Origin of the sequence: Pseudomonas morbosilactucae (assembly GCF_023241715.1) — a bacterium.
Taxonomy (GTDB): Bacteria; Pseudomonadota; Gammaproteobacteria; order Pseudomonadales; family Pseudomonadaceae; genus Aquipseudomonas; species Aquipseudomonas morbosilactucae.
On the sequence record NZ_JALQCW010000036.1, the window covers coordinates 62,606 to 84,788 of the forward strand.

Consider the following 22,183-nt stretch of genomic DNA (forward strand, 5'->3'; position numbering starts at 1 on the left):
GGCGCTTGCTCGTGAACAACTACGTCAATATGAATCAATATTTCGTCACTTTGCCTAATAACAATTCATATCGACTACAGTTTGCGTCTTATTAACGTCTTCTACGCTCTCTAAAATGGCTGCCATCTTTTCCTATACTCAGCACTCTGCTGGGCCGCCAGCCAAGGTCAGCCATGAACAAGAACAACCGCCACCCTGCCGACGGAAAAAAGCCGATCACCATTTTCGGCCCGGACTTTCCTTTCGCCTTCGATGACTGGATCGAGCATCCCGCCGGCCTGGGCAGCATTCCACAGGCCAATCATGGCGCCGAGGTGGCCATCGTCGGCGCCGGTATCGCCGGGCTGGTCGCCGCTTACGAGCTGATGAAGCTGGGCTTGAAGCCAGTGATTTATGAAGCCTCGAAGATGGGCGGCCGCCTGCGCTCCCAGAGTTTCGAAGGCGCCGAAGGCATCATCGCCGAGCTGGGCGGCATGCGCTTCCCCGTCTCGTCCACGGCCTTCTACCACTACGTGGACAAGCTGGGCCTGGAAACCAAGCCCTTCCCCAACCCGCTGACCCCGGCCTCGGGCAGCACCGTGATCGACCTGGAAGGCCAGACCCACTACGCACAAAAGCTCTCCGATCTGCCGGCGCTGTTCCAGGAAGTCGCCGACGCCTGGGCCGATGCCCTGGAAGACGGCTCACGCTTTGGCGACATCCAGCAGGCGATCCGCGACCGCGACGTGCCACGCCTCAAGGAGCTGTGGAACACCCTGGTTCCGCTCTGGGACGACCGCACCTTCTATGACTTTGTCGCCACTTCCAAGGCCTTCGCCAAGCTGTCTTTCCACCATCGCGAAGTGTTCGGCCAAGTAGGCTTCGGCACCGGCGGCTGGGACTCGGACTTCCCCAACTCCATGCTGGAAATCTTCCGCGTAGTGATGACCAACTGCGACGACCACCAGCACCTGGTAGTCGGCGGCGTGGCCCAGGTGCCCATGGGCATCTGGCGCCACGTGCCCGAGCGCTGCGCCCACTGGCCGGCCGGCACCAGCCTCAGTTCCTTGCACAACGGCGCGCCACGCACCGGGGTCAAGCGCATCGCCCGCGCCGCCGATGGTCGCTTCAGCGTCACCGACAACTGGGGCGACACCCGGGAATACGCCGCGGTGCTGACCACCTGCCAGAGCTGGCTGCTGACCACTCAGATCGAGTGCGAAGAGTCGTTGTTCTCGCAAAAGATGTGGATGGCCCTGGACCGCACCCGCTACATGCAGTCGTCGAAAACCTTTGTCATGGTCGACCGGCCGTTCTGGAAGGACAAAGATCCGGAAACCGGGCGCGACCTGATGAGCATGACCCTCACCGATCGCCTGACCCGCGGCACCTACCTGTTCGACAACGGCGACGACCAGCCGGGGGTGATCTGCCTCTCCTACTCATGGATGAGCGACGCCCTGAAGATGCTGCCGCAACCGGTGGAGAAGCGGGTCAAGCTGGCCCTCGACGCCCTGAAGAAGATCTACCCGAAGGTGGACATCGCCAGCCGCATCATCGGCGACCCGATCACCGTGTCCTGGGAGGCCGACCCGCACTTCCTCGGTGCCTTCAAAGGCGCCCTGCCCGGCCACTACCGCTACAACCAGCGGATGTACGCGCACTTCATGCAGGACGAGATGCCCGCCGAACACCGTGGGATCTTTATCGCCGGCGACGACGTGTCCTGGACCCCGGCCTGGGTCGAAGGCGCGGTGCAGACCTCGCTGAACGCCGTCTGGGGCATCATGAAACACTTTGGCGGCGCCACCCATGCCGCCAACCCGGGCCCGGGCGACGTGTTCCACGAGATCGGCCCCATCGCCCTGGCGGACTGACCCCGGCGCCCACCGCTAGCCGCTGCCTCGGGTGGCGGCTACAGTGGTCGCTGGCTATTTAACAGGAGTCATCGTCATGCGCGTCGCGCTCTATCAATGTGCCCCGCAGCCCCTGGATGTCGCTGGCAACCTGCTGCGCCTGCAACAGGTGGCGATGGAAGCCACGGACGCCGACCTGCTGGTGCTGCCGGAGATGTTTCTCAGCGGCTACAACATTGGCCCGGAAGCCGTCGGCGCCCTGGCCGAAGCCCAGGACGGCCCATCGGCCCAGCGCATTGCCGGCATCGCCCAGGCAGCGGGCCTGGCCATTCTGTATGGCTACCCGGAGCGCGCCGACGACGGGCAGATCTACAACGCCGTGCAGTTGATCGACGCCCAGGGCCGGCAGTTATGCAATTACCGCAAAACCCATCTGTTCGGCGACCTCGACCACGCGATGTTCAGCGCCGGGGCGGACGAGTTCCCACTGGTGGAGTTGAACGGCTGGATGCTCGGCTTCCTGATTTGCTACGACATCGAGTTCCCGGAGAACGCCCGACGCCTGGCCCTGGCCGGTGCCGAACTGATCCTGGTGCCCACCGCCAACATGACTCCTTACGACTTCGTTGCCGATGTCACCGTGCGTTCCCGCGCCTTTGAAAACCAGTGCTATGTGGCCTACGCCAACTACTGCGGCCATGAGGAAGACATCCACTACTGCGGGCAAAGCAGCATTGCCGCCCCGGATGGCAGCCGCATCGCCCTGGCCGGCCTCGACGAAGCCCTGATCAGCGGCACCCTGGACCGGCAATTGATGCTCGACTCCCGCGCCATCAACCGCTATTTCCATGACCGACGCCCCGAGCTTTATGACGATCTGAACAAGCGCTGATCCCAACTTATCCGCTAGCATGAGCGCTTCTAATGTTGTGGAAGTGCTCATGCCCGCGCCGAATCACCCTCGCCCCTCCTGTTCGACCCTGGCCAACGGCCTGCGGGTGTCACTGCGTCACGCGCCCCACCTGAAACGCTGCGCCGCCGCCTTGCGGGTGGCCGCGGGCAGTCATGACGCGCCATTGGCCTGGCCGGGGCTGGCGCACTTTCTTGAACACCTGTTTTTTCTCGGCAGCGAGCGCTTCAGCGGGCAAGACGGTTTGATGGCCTATGTCCAGGCGCAAGGTGGGCAGGTCAACGCCAGCACCCGCGAACGCACCACCGACTTTTTCTTTGAGCTGCCGCCCACGGCCTTTGCCGGAGGGCTGGAACGCCTGTGTGACATGCTCGCCCATCCGCGCATGGACAAGCAGGATCAGTTGCGTGAACGGGAAGTCCTGCACGCAGAATTTATCGCCTGGTCCCGGGACGCCGCCGCACAGCGTCAAGCGGCGGTGCTCGAGGGCGTATCCGCCAACCATCCCCTGCGGGCCTTCCACGCCGGCAATCGCTACAGCCTGAGCGTGCCCAACCCGGCCTTTCAGCAGGCGCTGGAAGCCTTCTACCGCGCCTACTATCACACCGGGCAAATGACCCTGAGCCTGGCCGGCCCGCAATCCCTGGAAGAACTGCAGGCCCTGGCCGAACAGTTCGGCGGCGCTTTCGCCAGCGGTCAAACCGTTGGGCAAAGCCCGGCACCGAGCTTGCTGCCCGGCGGGCCGGGGATCTCGTCACAACTTCGCGGCCGGCGCCTGGACCTGCTGTTGGCCGGCGAAGACTTGCCCAGCGCCAACCCGGCGCCCCTGGAGTTTCTCTGCACCTGGCTGCAATCGAGCAAACCTGGCGGTCTAGTGGCCGAACTCAAGCAACGTCGATTGATCGTTGGGCTGCAAGCCAAGCCGCTGTATCAGTTTGCCGGCCAGGCCCTGCTGCACCTGGAGTTCAGCCTCAGCGCCGAAGGCGTGCAACAACAGTCGCTGATTCGCCAGCAACTGGAAGATTGGCTGGCCTTCTTCTGCGCCCAGGCCGAATGGGCCGATTTACGCGAAGAGTTTGCCCTGTTGCAGCAATGCCAATATCAGGTGGCTGGAGCCCTGGAGCTGGCTCGCCTGGACAGCCAGCAACGGGAGCGGCACCTGACGGACACAGACGTCAGCGCCCTCAAGGCACTGCTGGAACAACTGCGCCCCGTGGCGCTGGATAAGCCCATCGGCGATTGGCAACTCCCGGCCGCCAACCCCTTCCTGCGCCCCGCCGCGCCAGCGCGTAGCGCCGGCTTGATCCGCGGCCAGACCAGCGCCCATCGCGGGCTGCGCACTTTTGCCCAGGACCGCTCCCGGGGCCGCCGCGAGGCCTCGCCGCTGCTGTTCAGCCAGGAGGTGGCCGCTGACACCGGTTCTGCGGTGATCTACCTCCGGTGGCAACTGAACAGCACGGCTCCCCAAGACCTGCTGCCCAAGCTGCAACAGCACCTGGAGGAGCTGCAGGGCGATGCACGCCAAGCCGGGGTGGACCTGTCGCTGAACAACGCCGGCCGGCACTGGATTCTGAAGCTGGCTGGGCTGCATGAGCCGCTGCCGGCGATCCTGCAACAGGCCCTGAAAACCCTGAGCCAACCTGCTGACGCGTTCTGGTTGAGCGAGCAGCCGCGGGTCGACGAACCGGCCCCAATGCCAATCCGCCAATTGCTCAAGGTGCTCGGCGAAGGCAGCCCCGACGCCACGCCAACACCCGAACTGGAGCACGCCCAACAGTTGCGGGACTTCTGGGCCGGCACCCAATGGGACGGCGTCGCCGTGGGCGTACCCAGCAGCCTGCAGCCCGCGCTCAGTGCAGCGTTGAGCCAGATACCCGGCACCGTCAACCCTGGGCAACCGGCCACACTCGACACACCGACAGCCCTGCATCGCTGGCGTGAGGTGCCTACCGGCTCCAGCGAACAGGCGGTGCTGCTGTTCTGCCCTGTGCCTTCATCTTCAATCACCGATGAAGCCGCCTGGCGCCTGCTGGCGCAGTGCAGCCAGACGCCGTTCTACCAGCGCCTGCGGGTGGAGCTGCAATTGGGCTATGGCGTGTTCAGTGGGGTCCGCCAGATCAACGGCCAGACCGGTTTGTTGTTCGGCGTGCAGTCGCCCCACGCCAGCGTGGTCGAAATTCTTGGGCACATCGAAGCCTTCCTCCAGCAACTGCCGGAGCGGATCAGCCAGACCGACGACGCCAGCCTGAGCCAACAGCAGCAAAACCTGGCGAGCCAATTCGATGCCGCCGAGCTGCCGCTGACCCAGGCCGCAGAGCTGCTCTGGCAGGGTCGGCTGGCCGGTCATCCGTCGGATTACCTGGCCCATTTGCAGACGGCGATCAGCACCTTGCCGCGCCCCGAACTGCTGGCCCAGGCCCAGCGCCTGCACCAGGCCGAAGGTAGCTGGTATTGCCTGGCCAGCGCGGCCTGCCCGGGCTCACCCTGGCAAGAGGCCGTGGGATCATTACCGACGCTGCAATGAGCTTTCTTCAATAATTACAGGCAAGCGCTAACTGAATCTTAGTAAGATAGCCCCCTAAGCATCTGAACATCTCCGGCCGGAGGTGGACTATATGTATAGAGAGCACCCGTCCCACCCACCTGAAAGGAGCACTTTTATGTCTTGGTCCAAACCTGCTTACACCGACCTGCGTATCGGCTTCGAAGTCACCATGTACTTCGCCAGCCGCTGATTGCCGGCTCAGGGCCACCGCCCCGAGACAGCAAGCGCAGTGCAACGCCTCGGTTCGCCGGGGCGTTTTTATTTCCAGTTGCAACCTGATGGAGCACTCATGTTCGTCCAGATTCTAGGGTCCGCCGCCGGCGGCGGTTTTCCGCAGTGGAACTGCAATTGCGCAAACTGCGCGAGTTTTCGCGACGGCAGCCTGCGGGCCCACGCGCGCACTCAATCGTCCATCGCGATTTCCGATGACGGTGTGAACTGGGTGCTGTGCAACGCCTCGCCGGACATCCGCGCCCAGCTCCAGGGCTTTGCCCCGATGCAGCCGGGCCGTGCCCTGCGCGACACCGGGATCAGCGCGATCATTCTCATGGACAGCCAGATCGACCACACCACCGGCCTGCTCAGCCTGCGCGAAGGCTGCCCGCACCAGGTCTGGTGCACCGACATGGTCCATGAAGACCTGAGCACCGGCTTCCCGCTGTTCACCATGCTCAAGCACTGGAATGGCGGCTTGAGCTGGAACCGCATCGAACTGGACCAGAGCTTCAGCATCCCGGCCTGCCCCAACTTGCGTTTCACCCCGCTGCCGCTGCGCAGCGCCGCACCGCCCTATTCGCCGCACCGCTTCGACCCGCACCCGGGCGACAACATCGGCCTGATCGTCGAAGACCTGCGCACCGGCGGCACCCTCTTCTACGCCCCGGGCCTGGGCAAAGTCGACGCGCCGTTGCTGGAGATCATGGCCGGCAGCGATTGCCTGCTGGTGGACGGCACCTTGTGGGACGACGATGAAATGCAGCGCCGCGGCGTCGGCACCCGCACCGGCCGGGAAATGGGCCACCTGGCGCAAAACGGCCCGGGCGGCATGCTGGAAGTCCTGGAGCAGTTGCCCACGCAGCGCAAAGTGCTGATTCACATTAACAACACCAACCCGATCCTCGACGAAGACTCGGCCGAACGTGCCGAGCTTGTACGCCGAAAGGTCGAGGTGGCCTACGACGGAATGAGTATTGAGCTGTAGGGCAAATCCCACGCAAGCTCGCGCCTACGGGTTGTAGGAGCGGGCTGGCCGGCGATGGCACCGCCACCGGCGATCGATTTCCCCAGCGGGCTCCCGGAGAACCGAAATGACTGATACACCACTGTCCCCCGCCGAGTTCGAGCAGGCACTGCGGGCCAAGGGCGCCTACTACCACATCCATCACCCCTACCACGTGGCGATGTACCAAGGCCGCGCCACCCGCGAGCAGATCCAGGGCTGGGTCGCCAACCGTTTCTATTACCAGGTGAACATTCCCCTGAAAGACGCGGCGATCCTCGCCAACTGCCCGGACCGGGAAATCCGCCGCGAGTGGATCCAGCGCCTGCTGGACCACGACGGCGCCCCCGGCGAAGACGGCGGCATTGAAGCCTGGCTGCGCCTGGGCCAGGCCGTAGGCCTGGACCCGGACCAACTGCGTTCCCAGGAGCTGGTGTTGCCCGGCGTGCGTTTCGCCGTGGACGCCTACGTCAACTTCGCCCGCCGCGCCAGTTGGCAGGAAGCCGCCAGCAGTTCCCTGACTGAGTTGTTCGCCCCGCAGATCCACCAGTCGCGCCTGGACAGCTGGCCCCAGCATTACCCGTGGATCGACCCCACCGGTTATGAATACTTCCGCACCCGCCTGGGCCAGGCCCGACGCGATGTGGAGCACGGCCTGGCGATCACCCTGGAGCACTACACCACCCGTGCCGGCCAGGACCGCATGCTGGAAATTCTCCAGTTCAAACTGGACATCCTTTGGAGCATGCTCGACGCCATGAGCATGGCCTATGAATTGAATCGACCGCCTTACCACAGCGTCACCGCACAACGGGTCTGGCACAAAGGAATCGCCTTATGAGTTTCGATCGCAGCAAGACCCCGACCTGGCGCCCTGGCTACCGCTTCCAGTACGAGCCGGCGCAAAAAGGCCACGTGCTGCTGTACCCCGAAGGCATGATCAAGCTCAACGACAGCGCAGCGCTGATCGGCGGTCTGATCGACGGCCAGCGTGACGTCGCGGCGATCATTGCCGAGCTGGAGATACAGTTCCCCGGCGTGCCCGAGCTTGGCGAGGACATCGAGCAATTCATGGAGGTCGCCCGTGCTCAGCACTGGATCGAACTTGGCTGATTCCCCGAGCCTGCCGGCCAAACCGGAAGTGGGCCTGCCGCTGTGGCTGCTGGCCGAGCTGACTTACCGCTGCCCGCTGCAATGCCCGTATTGTTCCAACCCCCTGGACTTTGCCGAACAGGGCAAGGAGCTGAGCACCGAGCAGTGGATCAAGGTGTTCCGCGAGGCCCGGGAGATGGGCGCTGCGCAGTTGGGTTTCTCCGGCGGCGAGCCCCTGGTGCGCCAGGACCTCGCCGAGCTGATCGGCGAGGCCCGCCAGTTGGGCTTCTACACCAACCTGATCACGTCAGGCATCGGCCTCACCGAGCAGAAAATCAGCGACTTCAAAAAAGCCGGCCTGGACCATATCCAGATCAGCTTCCAGGCCAGCGACGAACAAGTGAACAACCTGCTGGCCGGGTCGAAGAAAGCCTTCGCGCAAAAGTTGGAAATGGCCCGTGCGGTCAAGGCCCACGGCTACCCGATGGTGCTGAACTTTGTGACCCACCGGCACAACATCGACAAGATCGACCGCATCATCGAACTGTGCATCGCCCTGGAAGCGGACTTCGTAGAACTTGCCACCTGCCAGTTCTATGGCTGGGCCCAGCTCAACCGTGTGGGGCTGCTGCCGACCAAGGAGCAACTGGTGAGGGCCGAGCTCATCACCAACGAGTACCGCGCCAAACTGGAAGCGCAAGGGCACCCTTGCAAGCTGATTTTCGTCACCCCGGATTACTACGAAGAGCGTCCCAAGGCCTGCATGAACGGCTGGGGCAGCATTTTCCTCACCGTGACCCCGGACGGCACCGCTCTGCCCTGCCACGGCGCGCGGCAAATGCCGGTGCAATTCCCCAATGTGCGCGACCACAGCATGCAGCACATCTGGTACGACTCCTTCGGTTTCAACCGCTTCCGCGGCTACGACTGGATGCCCGAGCCCTGCCGCTCCTGCGATGAAAAGGAGAAGGACTTCGGCGGCTGCCGCTGCCAGGCCTTCATGCTCACGGGCGATGCCAGCAATGCCGACCCGGTGTGCAGCAAGTCAGAGCACCACGGCATGATCCTCAACGCTCGAGAAGAAGCCGAGCACGCCACCCAGACCATCGAACAACTGGCCTTCCGCAATGAACGAAACTCCCGCCTCATCGCCAAAGGCTGACCTCTTCAGCGCCGACAAGGCCGTGGCCGCCGGTATCGACTTCGCCGAGCTGCGCGTCGGCGCCCAGGGCTTGTTCTGGAATGAATACCGCCCCGCCGACGCCGCCTGCCGCATCTGGCACTGGCATGAACAACAGGCCCGCTGCCTGACGCCCCAAGGCTTCAGTGTGCGCAGCCGGGTCTACGAATACGGTGGCGGTGCCTTCTGCCTCAGCGACGAGGGCCTGGTGTTCGTCAACGAGGCAGACCAGCAGCTGTACCGCCAGTCCCTGCAAGGCGAAACACCCAGCGCCCTGACCCACGGCGAGTGCCGCTACGGCGATCTGCAGTACGCCAATGGCCAGGTACTGGCCGTGGAAGAGCACCTTGATCGGCACCGGCTGGTGAGCATTGCCCTACAGGATGGCGAACGCACCGTGCTGGTCGAAGGCGCGGACTTCTATGCCGCGCCCACCTTAAGCAGCGACGGCCAGCGCCTGGCGTGGATCGAGTGGGACCGCCCCCATCAACCCTGGACAGCCACGCGGCTGATGGTGACCGACTCCTTGGCCCCCGGCCGCTGGAGCCCCCCTCGTTGCGTGGCCGGCGATGCGTTCGAAGAGTCATTGCAGCAACCGCGCTTTGACCCGCAGGGGCGCCTGTGCTGCCTGAGCGATCGCGGTGGCTTCTGGCAGCCCTGGGCTGAGTCCCCGGCGGGCTTGCAAGCGTTGCCCTGCGCGCCTGCCGACCATGCCCCGGCACCTTGGCAATTGGGCGGTGGCACCTGGCTGCCCCTGGGCGGTCAGGCCTGGCTCGGGACCTGGACTGAAGACGGTTTCGGGCGCCTGGGCTGGCACCTTGAGGACGGTTCCAGCGCCACCTGCGGCGAGGAGTACAGCCGCTTCCGTAACCTGGCCGTGGATGAGCATCACCTGTATTGCATTGCCGCGTCGCCGGTCAGCCCATCTGCGGTGATCGCCATTGCCCGTGACACTCACCAGGTACACATCCTTGCAGGCGGCGTGGCCCCCCTGCCCGCCGCACAGATCAGTCGCCCGCAAACCCTGCGTTACCCCTCAGGCCCCGAGGAGGCCCACGGCTTCTTCTACCCGGCCATGGGCCAGGCCAGCAAACCGCCGCTGGTGGTGTTTATCCACGGCGGCCCGACATCGGCCTGCTACCCGATCCTCGACCCCAGGATTCAATACTGGACCCAGCGCGGTTTTGCCGTCGCCGACCTCAACTATCGCGGCAGCACCGGCTATGGGCGCGCCTATCGGCAAGCCCTGCACCTGGCCTGGGGCGAAGCGGATGTGCAAGACGCCTGTGCGGTGGTCGAGTACCTGGCCCGCCAGGGTCTGGTGGACGGCGAGCGGGCATTTATCCGCGGCGGTAGCGCCGGCGGCTACACCACGCTCTGCGCGCTGGTCTTCGCCAAGGTGTTCCGCGCCGGCGCCAGTCTGTACGGGGTCAGCGATCCCGTGGCACTGGGCCGGGCCACCCATAAGTTCGAAGGCGATTACCTGGACTGGTTGATTGGCGACCCCGAGCGGGATACCGAACGCTACCGGGCGCGCACGCCGTTGCTGCATGCGGGGAACATCCAAGTGCCGGTGATTTTCTTCCAGGGCGAACTCGACGCGGTGGTCGTACCCCAGCAAACCCGCGACATGCTCAAGGCCCTGCAAGACCGAGGCATTGCCGCGCAAGCTCATTACTACCCCGATGAACGCCACGGCTTTCGCAAAGCCCACAACCAGGCACACGCCTTGGAGCAGGAGTGGCGCTTCTATCAACAGGTGATGACATCGGGGGACTGAAGGGGGGATTGAAAAGGCTGTTGCTCAAGGGCCATGCCAGCGCCCTTGAGCACCTGCCCACGCAATGAAAGCGCAGGCAGGCTCGTCATTGTCAGCGTTTGGCGATGATATAGACCGCGTGCACAATGCCGGGGATGTAGCCGCACAGGGTCAGCAGGATATTCAGCCAAAACGCGCCGCCGAAGCCCACCTGCAGGAACACGCCCAGTGGTGGCAACAAAATAGCGAAGATGATGCGAATCAAGTCCATGGGGCAGCTCCAGATAAAAGAGGGCTCTCATAAGCCTCACTCCTAATCGACCGACGGCGTGCACCAGGGTTCACTCGACTTTTGCGCGCCATTGTTGACCTGATGTGTCCTTGGGCTGCGGTTCAGGAAACATCGCGCTGCGCCAGAATCAGCGGACAAAAAAAACGCCCCGTGCGAAAAATCGGACACGGGGCGATGCGTTATACCGCGAGACGGTTCTTGTGTTCAGTCGAGGTCAATCAAGACGGCAATCGGGCCTCATCAGACCGCCAGCCCTTTACGGCACTGCAACTGCGCCGTGCGTACCCGGGAAAATGCCCGGGCCAGGCGCAGCAGCATTTCGTCGATATTGGCTTTGCTGACGGTCAAGGCAGGGGTCAGGCGCAGGCAATTGGCTTGCGGCGCATTGAGCAGCAGACCCTCAGAACGAGCAGCGTTGACCACGGCCTGGGCGGAGTCGTCGGCCAGTGTCAGGCCCCACAACAGCCCTTGCCCGCGCACTTCGCCATGGGCATAGCGCTGGGCCAGGCGCGCCAGCCCTGCGCCCAAGTGCTGCCCGGCGGCGCGCACCTGTTCCAGAAAGCCGTGCTCCTGGACCGCGTTGAGCACTGCCAGCCCGGCCGAAGTCATCAAGGCATTGCCGTGATGCGTGCCATCCAGTTCACCGACGTCGAAACAGCAGGCCGTGCCCCGGGCCAACAAGGCCGCCAGCGGCACACCGCCACCCAGGCCCTTGCCCAGGATGACGATATCGCCACGAATACCGTACGACTGCTCCGCAAGCAGGTGAGCACAACGCCCAATACCGGTCTGGACCTCGTCGAGGATCAGCAAGATGCCCAACTCGCGGCATAGACGCTCGACGCCCTTGAGGTAGTGCTCGGTCGCGGGGATCACTCCCGCCTCACTCTGGATCGGCTCCAGCATGATCGCCACGGTCTGCGCGTCCACCGCCGCGTGCAAGGCCGGCAAGTCATTGAACGGCACCTGGCTGAACCCCGGCAACTGTGGCTCGAAACGATTGCCAAGGTTGGCGCTGCCCGAGGCCGACATCGCGGCAAAACTGCGCCCGTGGCAACTGTTGCTGGCGGTGATAATTCCAGAGGCCCCGCCCCGATGACGCTGCCCCCATTTGCGCGCCAGCTTGACCGCTGCTTCACAGGCTTCACTGCCACTGCCGAGCAAGTACGTCTGGTCACTGCTGGTGGCCTTGCACAGCCCTTCCGCCAGCTTGAGCATGCCGCGGTTGTAAAAGGCCGAACCGGGGTTGATCAGGGATTGGGCTTGCGCCGTCAGCGCCTGGACCAGCACCGAAGGGCTGTGGCCCAGACTATTGGCCCCGCCGCCCTGGATGAAATCGAGGTAAGCGCGGTCGTCCTGGTCCCACAGCCAGGAACCCTGGCCACGGACGAACACCGGAAGGGGACGCTGCACACTGGGCATCAGGCACTCACTGGAAAAGTCATCGCCCAACGACGACGGATAGGGCTCGACAGCCAGGTCGTCAAGGCTAGGCGGGGTACGCCGCAGACTGAACAGATTCATGCCCGCAGTCCCTCCAGCGGCAGCCCCTGCAACCGCGAAGACCAGTCCTCCACCCGCCCGCTGCGCATGCGCTTGATGGCAATGTCGCGCCAGCGAGAGGCCAATGCCGGGCAATCCACCAGCTTTCTCAGCCCGGACTGCTCCAGTGGCTCCTGGTAAAAACAGCGCAGCGCCCAGGCCACCGTCAGCCCGGGGTAGCTGCGTTGGATCAGCTCGAACGGCTCTTCGGCGCAGACAAACCCCGGCTTGAGTACGCGATAAAACCAGCCGCAACGCCCATTGTCCTGGGCTTGTTGCGGCAGGTTGGGCAGCCCCCAGTGGTGACTCAGGCGATAACAGGGCGAGCGCGGCTGACTGATCTGCAGCAAGGCGCCGCCCCAGCGAAAGAGGTCGCCGAGGCACACCTGTTCTTCAGTCAATCCATGGGTGGAGAGGTTTTCGCCGAACGCCGGCGCACGCCAGTCAATCTGCGGATAACGCTTGCGCCAATGGGCGTAGTGCTCGGCCGGGTAGTGATGCAGGGCCCGCTCGGGGCCGGTGTGAAAGCGCGGATCACCGTGCTCATCGCTGCCCAGGCCCTGTGGCCACAACCAGAGTCGATTGGCAACCCTGTGCTTATCGGTATCGCTGATCAAACCCTGCCCGAGATTTTTTGCCTTGCCTATGTAAACGCCATCCACGTAAACGGTGTTCATCGCGCTCTATGGCCCTGTAAGCCCTGTGAATAGGCGCTAGACTAGGCGCGCGTCGGGCTTCGGGCCATTTCGATTTTCCAGCTTTTTTGATAAGTAGAACTTATGGATTTCAAGCAACTGCGTTATTTCGTCGCGGTCTACGAAGAAGGCCATGTGGGGCGTGCCGCAGAGCGCCTGTCGATCTCCCAACCCGCGCTCTCGCAGCAAATCCGCCAATTGGAACTGAACCTCGACGTCAGCCTGTTTGAACGCAGCAGTAAACGCCTGCTGCCGACCCTGGCGGCGCACACCTTGTACAACCACGCCCTGCCCCTGCTCGACGGCTTGCAGCAAGCCCGCGAAGCCTTGCGCAACTTCAAGGGCCAGGCCTTGCGAACCCTGGCCATCGGGGTGCTGCAGACGGTGCACACCAGCCTGGTGCCGCAAATGCTCGAGCGCGTGCGCAAGGCCCAGCCCCACCTGGTGGTTCAGATCTATGAATTGACCGGCCTGGAAATCGAACGCCGGCTGCTCAATGGCTCACTGGACATCGGTATCAGCTACTTGCCACCGCGCCAGCCGGGCTTGCACGGCGTCGCCTTGTACGAAGATGAGTTGACCCTGGTCATCCCGGCGGACCACCCGCTGCGCGAATTCAAGAAGGTTTCCATGAGCCAGGCCGCGGAGTTGCCGATGCTGCTGCTCGGCGAAGAATTCCAAGTGCGGCAGATCTGGCAGGCGCAACTGGCCAATCTGGGACGGCGGCCACACGTCCAGGCCGAACTCAACAATATGGCGGGGATTCTCGACAGCCTGCCTCACACGCACTTGGCAACAATACTGCCCGGTCGCTCGCGACAGGAACACAGCCATCAGGCACTGCTCTGGAAACCCCTGAGTGAACCACGGGTGCCGCTGAAGGTAGGCTTGGTCTGTCGTGATGTGCAGCGTCAACAGGGAACCCTAGAGTTACTGCGTACGTTGCTGGAAGACGTGATGAACGGTCCGGAAGGACGAGGTGGCGTTGCAGGAGCCCTGGAAGGGACTCATTGAAGACCCGAAAATAAAAAACCCGGGCAAAAGAAAACCCCGCCGAAGCGGGGTTTTGCAGACTGTTTCCCTGACATCCATTTCACTCCGCCATCCTGGCAGAATCCTACGTGTCCCTGTTGTTACTTTTGCGCTTCCTGCGCGACGTCCATGAGCAGTAGATTATCCTTGGATCCAATTTTCTAAAAGGCGTAAACAGCAGCACGCAATGTAAGAGATTGCTTACATTGCGTGCCCGCCGTCAGAACTGCGCAGCGTCCAGTAAAAACAGCGAATCGCTACCGGCCTTGACCGAGGCGCTCAACGAATGGATACGGGGCAGCAGGCGCGCAAAGTAGAAGCGTGCGGTGCCCAGCTTGCTGGCGTAGAAATCCTCCTGCGCCTCCTTGCCCAGAGCCGCCCGAGCCATCAGCGCCCACATGTAGGCATAAGCGGTGTAGCCGAAAGCCTGCAGGTATTCCACCGAGGCTGCGCCGATTTCGTTGGGGTTGCTTTGCGCCCGGTCGAGCAACCAGGCGGTCAACTCGTCAAGGTTGTCCAAGGCTGCGTCCAGTGGCCGGGTGAATTCGGCCAGGCCGGCATCGGCGGTGGCCGTGAAGTGGCGGATTTCATCCGCGAACACTTTGTAGAGCTCGCCCCCGCTACCGACGATCTTGCGGCCCACCAAGTCCAGCGCCTGGATGCCGTTGGTGCCTTCGTAAATCTGCGTGATCCGCACGTCGCGCACCAACTGCTCCTGGCCCCACTCACGAATGTAGCCATGGCCGCCAAACACCTGCTGGCCGTGGATCGTGGTTTCCAAGCCCAGGTCCGTGAGGAACGCCTTGGCCACCGGAGTCAGCAGTGCCACCAGACCTTCAGCGCGCTGACGCACGCTGGCGTCTTCACTGAACTTGGCGGTGTCCAGTTGCATCGCCACGTACGTGGAAAACGCACGCCCGCCTTCGTTCGCCGCCTTCATGGTCAGCAGCATGCGCCGCACGTCGGGGTGCACGATGATCGGGTCCGCTACCTTGTCCTTGGCTTGCGGGCCGGTGGGTGAGCGGCTTTGCAAACGGTCGCGGGCGTACTCCACAGCGTTCTGGTAAGAACGCTCACCCGAGGCCAGGCCCTGAATGCCTACGCCCAGACGCTCGTAGTTCATCATGGTGAACATCGCCGCCAGCCCTTTGTTCGGCTCACCCACGATGTAACCGACGGCCTCGTCGAAGTTCATCACACAGGTCGCCGAGGCCTGGATCCCCATCTTGTGCTCGATCGAGCCGCAGCTCACCGGGTTGCGTGCACCCAGGCTGCCATCGGCATTGACCATGAACTTGGGCACCAGGAACAGCGAGATCCCCTTGGGCCCGGCTGGCGCGTCCGGCAGTTTGGCCAGCACCAGGTGAATGATGTTCTCCGTCAGGTCGTGCTCGCCGCCGGTGATGAAAATCTTCGTGCCGCTGATGGTGTAGGAACCGTCCGCCTGGGGCTCGGCCTTGGTCCGGATGATCCCCAGGTCAGTCCCTGCGTGGGGTTCGGTCAGGCACATGGAGCCCGCCCAGACTCCGGCGTACATGTTCGGCAGGTACGTCTCTTTCAGCGCATCGCCGGCATGGGCGTTGATCGACAAGCAGGCGCCGGCAGTGAGCATCGGGTAGAGGCCGAACGACAGGCTGGCGGAGTTGACCATTTCCTCGACCTGGGCCGACACCGCCTTGGGCATGCCCATGCCGCCGTAGGCAGGATCACCGCCGACACCGACCCAGCCACCCTCGGCGTAAGTCTGGTAGGCCTGCGGAAAGCCTTGCGGCGTGGTAACCACACCGTCCTTCCAGTGGCAGCCTTCTTCATCGGCGCTGCGGCTCAGCGGAGCCACGCTTTTGCCCATGACCTTGCCGGCTTCCTCGAGAATCGCCTCGACGGTTTCGGCATCCACGGTGTCCGCCAAAGCAGGCAATTGGGCCCAGAGTTTGGAGACCTCGAAGACCTCATTGAGGACGAAGCGCATATCGCGCAGGGGCGCTTTGTAGTCAGCCATGGCAAACCTCGAAAGATCTAAACAAGCGGTCCACAACGGACCCATTTACGAAAAGCCGAGTGTACCCGAACAACTTTTGCGACACATAGGGTCGCTTAGTGACCTTTTTGTTATTTTTAGTCACAGAGACCCTCAAGCAAGAAAAAGCCCGAATCAGATTCGGGCTCAAGGGTTTCCGGGGCGACGCTGGATCAGAGGGCAAACAACGACGCCGGGAGTTTCATCAGGCAGTCGCTACCTGCTTCGATGGCCGCCTGATGGGCGCGGGTACGGGGCAGCAAACGCTTGAAATAGAACTCGCAGGTCGCCAGCTTACCGGCACAGTAATCGGCATCGCCCTCGCCGGCTTCCAGCTGTGCCTGGGCCTCCAGGGCCATGCGCAGCCACAGGTAGGCGAGAATGATGTAACCGCTGTACATCAGGTAATCCAGGGCCGCCGCGCCCACCTCGTCCGGGTTCTTCATGGCCGCCCTGCCAACCTGGGTGGTCAGTTCGCCCCATTGCTGGTTCAGGGTATTAAGTTGGGCCACATAGGCCTTGAGTTGCGGATGCTCACCATGGGCCATGCAGAATTTGTGGACGATCCGGGTGAAGCCCATCAGCAGCTTACCCTGGCTACCCAGGACTTTACGCCCCAACAAATCCAGGGCCTGAATGCCATTGGTGCCTTCGTAGATCGGCGCAATCCGGCAGTCGCGTACCAGTTGCTCCATGCCCCACTCACGGATGAAACCGTGGCCACCGAACACCTGCATGCCGTGGTTGGTCACTTCCAGCCCGGTCTCGGTCATGAACGCTTTGCAGATCGGGGTCAGGAACGCCAATAGGTTCTCGGCCTCCTGGCGCTGGCCAGCATCCGCCGCCAAGTGAGCGCTGTCGAGCAACTGGGCGGTGAAATACGTCAGGGCGCGGTTGCCCTCGTTGAAGGCCTTCATGGTCAGCAACATGCGCCGTACATCGGGGTGCACGATAATCGGGTCCGCCACTTTATCCGGTGCCTTGGGGCCGGTCAGGGCACGCATCTGCAGACGATCGTTGGCGTACTGGATCGCCCCCTGGAAGCTCGCTTCCCCCAGACACAAGCCCTGCATCCCGGTGCCCAGGCGCGCGTGGTTCATCATGGTGAACATGCAGTTCAGGCCCTTGTTGGCCTCACCAATCAGAAAGCCCGTGGCGCCATCGAAGTTCAGTACGCAAGTGGCCGAGGCCTTGATCCCCATCTTGTGTTCGATGGAGCCGCAACTGACACCATTGCGCTCGCCCGCCTCGCCCTCGGCGTTGGGCAGGAACTTGGGCACGATAAACAGCGAGATGCCTTTGGTCCCGGCCGGCGCATCCGGCAGCTTGGCCAGCACCAGGTGGATGATGTTTTCACTCAGGTCATGCTCACCGGCGGAGATGAAAATCTTGCTCCCGCTCACGGCATAGCTGCCGTCGGCCTGAGGCACGGCGCGGGTCTTGATAATGCCCAGGTCGGTGCCGCAATGGGCTTCGGTCAGGCACATGGTGCCGGTCCACTGGCCAGCGGTGAGCTTGGTGAGGTAGGTGTTTTTCTGCGCTTCGGTGCCATGGGCGTGAATCGCCGACATGGCGCCGTGGGTGAGCCCCGGATACATGCCCCAGGACGTGTTGCTGGAGCCGACCATCTCGCTGATCACCAACCCCAAGGATTGGGGCAGGCCCTGGCCGCCATAGGTGGGATCGGCCGCCAACCCGTGCCAGCCGCCTTCAACGTACTGCGCGAATGCCTCTTTGAAACCTTTGGGCGTGGTGACTACGCCCTTGTCGAAGTGGCAGCCTTCCTCATCACCGGAACGGTTCAACGGCGCGAGAACGTTTTCACAGAACTTCGCGCCCTCTTCAAGGATTGCGCTGACCATGTCCGGGCTGGCATCGGTCGCCCCCAGGGCCGCGTAATGGCCGTGGAAGTCGAAGACGTGATCGATCAAAAAGCGCATGTCGCGCAGGGGAGCTTTGTACTCAGGCATGGTCATTTCTCCGGCAGCAGATTGATTAACCTACTGCCCTGTCCGCTGACCTGCCAATCACTCTCCAGACGCTGAATGCGCCGTCATCACTCAACCCGCAGCCGTGTCCATGCGCACCGCACCGCGACGAGTCTGGCCGAATGCAACGACACAATTTCGCCCTGCGCCCTTGGCGCTGTAGAGCGCCTGGTCAGCAGCTTTCAGCACTTCCTCGGCGGTACGGTGCTCAATCAAGCGCTCGGAAACGCCGATGCTGACGGTTACCGAAACGCTGGAAGCACCGGCAGCGCCACGACGCTGGCGGCCCGTTTGATCGTCCTGGGGACGGTTGTCCTGGTTACGCAGCTGGATGCTGTAGTTGGCGATGGTCTCGCGGATCATCTCCAAGTGCGGCATGCATTCCTCCAGGGTCTTGCCAGCGAACACCACGGCAAACTCCTCACCGCCGTAACGGTAGGCACGGCCACCGCCCGTGACCTTGGCCAGTTTGCTCGCCACCAGGCGCAACACTTGGTCACCCACATCGTGGCCGTGGGTGTCGTTGAATTTCTTGAAGTGGTCGACGTCGCTCATCGCCAACACGTAATTACGCCCCAGACGCTGCATGCGCTCGTTCAATGCGCGACGCCCCGGCAGGCCGGTCAACTCGTCACGGAAGGCCATCTGGTAAGCCTCGTGGGCGACCGCAGCGGCGATCATCAGCATCACCTGGCTGCACATGATGTTCAGGGTGAAAGGCAGGATAAAGGTCTTGGGCAGCATCCAGAACAACCCCAGCAGGCCCACCAACTGCGCCGCGTGCAGCGGTCGCGGGCTGCGCCAGTACTGGATCGCCAGCAACAGGAAGGCCGCAATGAACACCGGATACGACAACTGGATCAGGCTCATCCAGGCGCCGTGCAACGCCGGCCAGCGGATCTCTGCAAGCCAGGCCAGCAGCGCCTGTGGGTAACTTTGCTCCAGGCCCAGGGCCACGCTGCCGAATGCCACCAGCACAGCGAAGCGCGCCACCATGTCCTGGAACAGATGGGTTCGTTCCTGCCAGGCGGCGAACAAACCGAACAACAGCGGCAACAGCAGGCAGCACAGGTGGAACACCACCGCCGCATCTTCGCGGACCCGGCCATTGTCGCGGTAGAAGTCAGTCTGGGTATCGAGCAGGAAATACGCGGTGTACACGGTGACCATTAGAAACAGCTCACGCTGACGCCGATACACCGCGCAGTAAGCCCCCCCCAGCAACAGCACCAAGGTCGGCAGCACATTGAACAGGGAGGTGAAGAAGACGTTGAGGTCCTTGACGTAGGCGGCCGCCAGCCCAGCAAGCAAAAGCAGTAACGACGGTAAAAAATGACTGAAACGTACAGCTGAAGAACGCGGCAAGGGTAAAACTCCGACCCGGCTGATCAATAGATGGCATTGTGCCTTCATTTGACTGAGTTAAGCACAAACAATGTGACTGACATCACATAGCCACCTCTTTAACGGCAGCGCTGCGCTTCTTCTTAGCGTTTTAGTCGGGAATTTTTTATCAAAAGATAACGCCCACAAAAAAGCCGCTCCCCCGAGGGCGAGCGGCTTCTTGGCGGGCGTCGGCGAGGCTTAGTAAGCCAGGCCGAAGTCCTCTTCTTTCATGTCCATTAGGTTGTTGGCACCCGAGAGCATGGTCGCAACGTGAGTGCGGGTACGCGGCAGGATGCGCTGGAAGTAGAAGCGCGCGGTCTGCAGCTTGGCGGTGTAGAACGCCTCTTCGCTGGTGCCGGCGGCGAGCTTTTCAGCCGCCAGCCGTGCCATGTCGGCCCAGAAGTAAGCCAGGCAGACGTAGCCGGAATACATCAGGTAGTCCACGGAGGCGGCACCCACTTCCTCGCGATCCTTCATCGCTGCCATGCCCACTTTCATGGTCAGCTCGCCCCATTCCTTGTTCAGTGCCGCCAAGGGTGCGACGAACTCTTTGACGGCTTCGTTGCCTTCGTTGTTCTGGCAGAACTTGTGGACGATCTTGGTAAAGCCTTTGAGGGCTTCGCCTTGGGTCATCAGCACTTTACGGCCCAGCAGGTCCAGGGCCTGGATGCCGGTGGTGCCTTCGTACAGCATCGAAATGCGGCTGTCGCGAACGTTCTGCTCCATGCCCCACTCGGCGATAAAGCCGTGGCCACCGTAAATCTGCACGCCGTGGTTGGCGGATTCAAAACCGACTTCGGTCATGAATGCCTTGGCGATGGGCGTCATGAACGCCAACAGCGCATCGGCTTTTTTCTTCTCTTCTTCGTCTACGCCGTATTTGACGATGTCCACCTGCTTGGCGGTGAAGTACACCATCGCCCGGTTGCCCTCGGCGAAGGCTTTCATGGTCAGCAGCATGCGACGTACGTCCGGGTGGACGATGATCGGGTCAGCAGCCTTGTCCGGCGCTTTCGGGCCAGTCAGGGAGCGCATTTGCAGGCGATCGCGAGCGTATTTCAGGCCACCCTGGAAGCCGATCTCGGCGTGGGCCAGGCCCTGCAGAGCGGTGCCCAGGCGGGCGGTGTTCATAAAGGTGAACATGCAGTTCAGGCCTTTGTTCGCCGGGCCGATCAGGAAACCCGTGGCCGCGTCGAAGTTCATCACGCAGGTGGCGTTGCCGTGGATGCCCATCTTGTGTTCCAGGGAACCGCAGCTCACTGCGTTGCGCTGGCCCACAGTGCCATCGGCGTTCGGCAGGAACTTCGGCACGATGAACAGCGAGATACCCTTGGTGCCAGCCGGTGCATCCGGCAGGCGCGCCAGAACGATGTGGACGATGTTATCGGCCATGTCGTGCTCACCGGCGGAGATGAAGATTTTGGTGCCGGTAACTTTGTAGGAACCGTCGGCCTGTGGTTCGGCCTTGGTGCGCAGCATGCCCAGGTCGGTGCCGCAATGCGGCTCGGTCAGGCACATGGTGCCGGTCCATTCGCCGGACACCAGCTTGGTCAAGTAGGCGTCTTGCTGCTCAGGCGTACCGTGCTCGGAAATGGTGTTCATCGCGCCATGGGACAGGCCTGGGTACATGCCCCACGACCAGTTGGACTCACCGACCATTTCGCTGATCGCCAAGCCCAGGGATTCAGGCAAGCCCTGACCGCCGTGCTCAACGTCGTGAGCCAGGCTTGGCCAGCCGCCTTCAACGAATTGTTTATAGGCTTCTTTAAAGCCCGTCGGGGTTTTAACGCCGGATTCACTCCAGGTACAACCTTCCAGGTCACCTACGCGGTTCAGCGGAGCCAGCACCTGCTCACAAAACTTCGCGCCTTCCTCAAGAATGGCGTCAACCATGTCTGGGGTCGCGTCCTGGCATGCCGGGAGGCTCTGATAGTGCGCTTCATAGCCGAGCAGTTCGTCACGAACGAAGCGAATATCACGCAAGGGGGCCTTGTAGTCAGGCATAGCGATAAACCTCTGCTGATGTAACCGGGAATGAACAACCGCGTTGAATTTTTATAGCGGTCAAACAGGTGTTTGAAACATACGTTTACGTCCAAACCTTGTCAAGCGTCGCGCACGCGCCTTTTGTCTGCACAGTTCTAGATGCCGCGCAGGCAAGCGCACACGGCATACGCCATGCAGTCTAGTGGGTAGAGAGAAGGTCGGAGCGGGATTGCCGGCGTTCAGCGGCGCCCAAAAACATGCAGCAACAATACAGCGCAGCGACCCGCCGCCATTCAAGGCACCGGGTCACCGATGAGAGGGGGTCAAGCGTAGGTATCGATCAAGGTGCCGAGCATTTCATCGGAGGCCTTGGCCACCTTCACACCGAGTTCTGTCTGGACCTTGCCCATGGACATTTCCACCATGCTGGTGGCCACGTCGGATTCGCGGCTGCGGTCTACGGCGCGCAGGCGATCGGCTTGGATCTCGGAAGACTGGCTGGTGACAGAACGCTCAACGGTGGTGTTGGCGATTTGGCTAGCCGCCTGATCGACACGGTTCTGCCCGGCCTGGATGCTGCTCAGGCCTGCGTAGTAAGCGGTGTTCCCTGAAATTTCCATGGGAGTACTCGACTTTGAAAATAATTAACTCGCGCATTGAAGCAGATGCGTCAACAAAACACCCGTCAAAAACACTAATGGCACA

General features: G+C 62.4%; 18 protein-coding genes. 10 read left to right on the forward strand and 8 right to left on the reverse strand.

What is annotated here, in order from left to right; genetic code table 11:
• Nucleotides 1–173: 173 nt before the first annotated feature.
• From M1B34_RS15860 to M1B34_RS15900, 9 genes are all read left to right on the forward strand, one after another.
• Nucleotides 174–1,856, forward strand: a complete 1,683-nt coding sequence (locus tag M1B34_RS15860) for a flavin monoamine oxidase family protein (protein ID WP_268265599.1) — start codon at nt 174–176, stop codon at nt 1,854–1,856.
• Nucleotides 1,857–1,932: 76 nt separating this feature from the next.
• Nucleotides 1,933–2,727: a carbon-nitrogen hydrolase family protein gene (locus M1B34_RS15865; protein WP_123327483.1), complete on the forward strand. Its 795-nt coding sequence runs from the start codon at nt 1,933–1,935 to the stop codon at nt 2,725–2,727.
• A gap of 49 nt (nt 2,728–2,776) precedes the next feature.
• Entirely contained in the window at nt 2,777–5,269 is a 2,493-nt protein-coding gene (gene pqqF, locus M1B34_RS15870; RefSeq protein ID WP_268265600.1) for a pyrroloquinoline quinone biosynthesis protein PqqF, read from the forward strand.
• Between the two features lie 136 nt (nt 5,270–5,405).
• On the forward strand, nt 5,406–5,480 hold the full coding sequence (pqqA, locus tag M1B34_RS15875) for a pyrroloquinoline quinone precursor peptide PqqA (RefSeq protein WP_009045898.1): 75 nt from the start codon (nt 5,406–5,408) through the stop codon (nt 5,478–5,480).
• A gap of 99 nt (nt 5,481–5,579) precedes the next feature.
• Complete coding sequence (pqqB, locus tag M1B34_RS15880; protein ID WP_268265601.1) at nt 5,580–6,491, forward strand: pyrroloquinoline quinone biosynthesis protein PqqB; 912 nt, start codon at nt 5,580–5,582, stop codon at nt 6,489–6,491.
• A 106-nt stretch (nt 6,492–6,597) separates the two neighbouring features.
• Nucleotides 6,598–7,350: a pyrroloquinoline-quinone synthase PqqC gene (gene pqqC / locus M1B34_RS15885; protein WP_123327485.1), complete on the forward strand. Its 753-nt coding sequence runs from the start codon at nt 6,598–6,600 to the stop codon at nt 7,348–7,350.
• On the forward strand, nt 7,347–7,622 hold the full coding sequence (pqqD, locus tag M1B34_RS15890; RefSeq protein WP_268265602.1) for a pyrroloquinoline quinone biosynthesis peptide chaperone PqqD: 276 nt from the start codon (nt 7,347–7,349) through the stop codon (nt 7,620–7,622). The genes pqqC and pqqD overlap by 4 nt, the downstream gene beginning before the upstream one ends.
• Nucleotides 7,594–8,763 carry a pyrroloquinoline quinone biosynthesis protein PqqE gene (pqqE, locus tag M1B34_RS15895; protein WP_268265603.1) on the forward strand — a complete coding sequence of 390 codons (1,170 nt, stop codon included), beginning with the start codon at nt 7,594–7,596 and terminating at the stop codon, nt 8,761–8,763. The genes pqqD and pqqE overlap by 29 nt, the downstream gene beginning before the upstream one ends.
• Entirely contained in the window at nt 8,729–10,561 is a 1,833-nt protein-coding gene (locus tag M1B34_RS15900; protein WP_268265604.1) for a S9 family peptidase, read from the forward strand. Before pqqE ends, M1B34_RS15900 begins: the two co-directional genes overlap by 35 nt.
• 91 nt (nt 10,562–10,652) lie before the next feature.
• On the opposite strand, the gene M1B34_RS15905 is transcribed toward M1B34_RS15900, so the two are convergent.
• The 3 genes from M1B34_RS15905 to M1B34_RS15915 all read right to left on the reverse strand — a co-directional run bounded on the left by M1B34_RS15905 (nt 10,653) and on the right by M1B34_RS15915 (nt 13,051).
• The gene (locus tag M1B34_RS15905; RefSeq protein ID WP_011063854.1) at nt 10,653–10,811 is read right to left on the reverse strand and encodes a YqaE/Pmp3 family membrane protein; all 159 of its coding nucleotides are present in this window, start codon (nt 10,809–10,811) and stop codon (nt 10,653–10,655) included.
• 261 nt (nt 10,812–11,072) lie between these two features.
• A complete protein-coding gene (locus tag M1B34_RS15910; protein ID WP_268265605.1) occupies nt 11,073–12,356 on the reverse strand; it encodes an aspartate aminotransferase family protein in 1,284 nt (427 codons plus the stop codon).
• Nucleotides 12,353–13,051 (reverse strand): MOSC domain-containing protein, encoded by a 699-nt coding sequence (locus tag M1B34_RS15915; RefSeq protein WP_268265606.1) that lies wholly within the window; start codon nt 13,049–13,051, stop codon nt 12,353–12,355. The genes M1B34_RS15910 and M1B34_RS15915 overlap by 4 nt, the downstream gene beginning before the upstream one ends.
• Before the next feature lie 102 nt (nt 13,052–13,153).
• On the opposite strand from M1B34_RS15915, the gene M1B34_RS15920 reads away from it, so the two are divergent.
• The gene (locus tag M1B34_RS15920) at nt 13,154–14,083 is read left to right on the forward strand and encodes a LysR family transcriptional regulator (protein WP_268265607.1); all 930 of its coding nucleotides are present in this window, start codon (nt 13,154–13,156) and stop codon (nt 14,081–14,083) included.
• A 238-nt stretch (nt 14,084–14,321) separates the two neighbouring features.
• On the opposite strand, the gene M1B34_RS15925 is transcribed toward M1B34_RS15920, so the two are convergent.
• The 5 genes from M1B34_RS15925 to M1B34_RS15945 form a co-directional block, all read right to left on the reverse strand.
• Entirely contained in the window at nt 14,322–16,100 is a 1,779-nt protein-coding gene (locus M1B34_RS15925) for an acyl-CoA dehydrogenase C-terminal domain-containing protein (protein WP_268265608.1), read from the reverse strand.
• A gap of 191 nt (nt 16,101–16,291) precedes the next feature.
• On the reverse strand, nt 16,292–18,088 hold the full coding sequence (locus tag M1B34_RS15930; RefSeq protein ID WP_268265609.1) for an acyl-CoA dehydrogenase C-terminal domain-containing protein: 1,797 nt from the start codon (nt 18,086–18,088) through the stop codon (nt 16,292–16,294).
• Nucleotides 18,089–18,178: 90 nt separating this feature from the next.
• Nucleotides 18,179–19,471 carry a GGDEF domain-containing protein gene (locus tag M1B34_RS15935; protein WP_123327494.1) on the reverse strand — a complete coding sequence of 431 codons (1,293 nt, stop codon included), beginning with the start codon at nt 19,469–19,471 and terminating at the stop codon, nt 18,179–18,181.
• Nucleotides 19,472–19,690: 219 nt separating this feature from the next.
• Complete coding sequence (locus tag M1B34_RS15940; protein ID WP_268265610.1) at nt 19,691–21,496, reverse strand: phenylacyl-CoA dehydrogenase; 1,806 nt, start codon at nt 21,494–21,496, stop codon at nt 19,691–19,693.
• Nucleotides 21,497–21,801: 305 nt separating this feature from the next.
• Nucleotides 21,802–22,098 (reverse strand): pyrroloquinoline quinone biosynthesis protein PqqE, encoded by a 297-nt coding sequence (locus M1B34_RS15945; RefSeq protein ID WP_123327496.1) that lies wholly within the window; start codon nt 22,096–22,098, stop codon nt 21,802–21,804.
• Nucleotides 22,099–22,183: the final 85 nt, after the last annotated feature.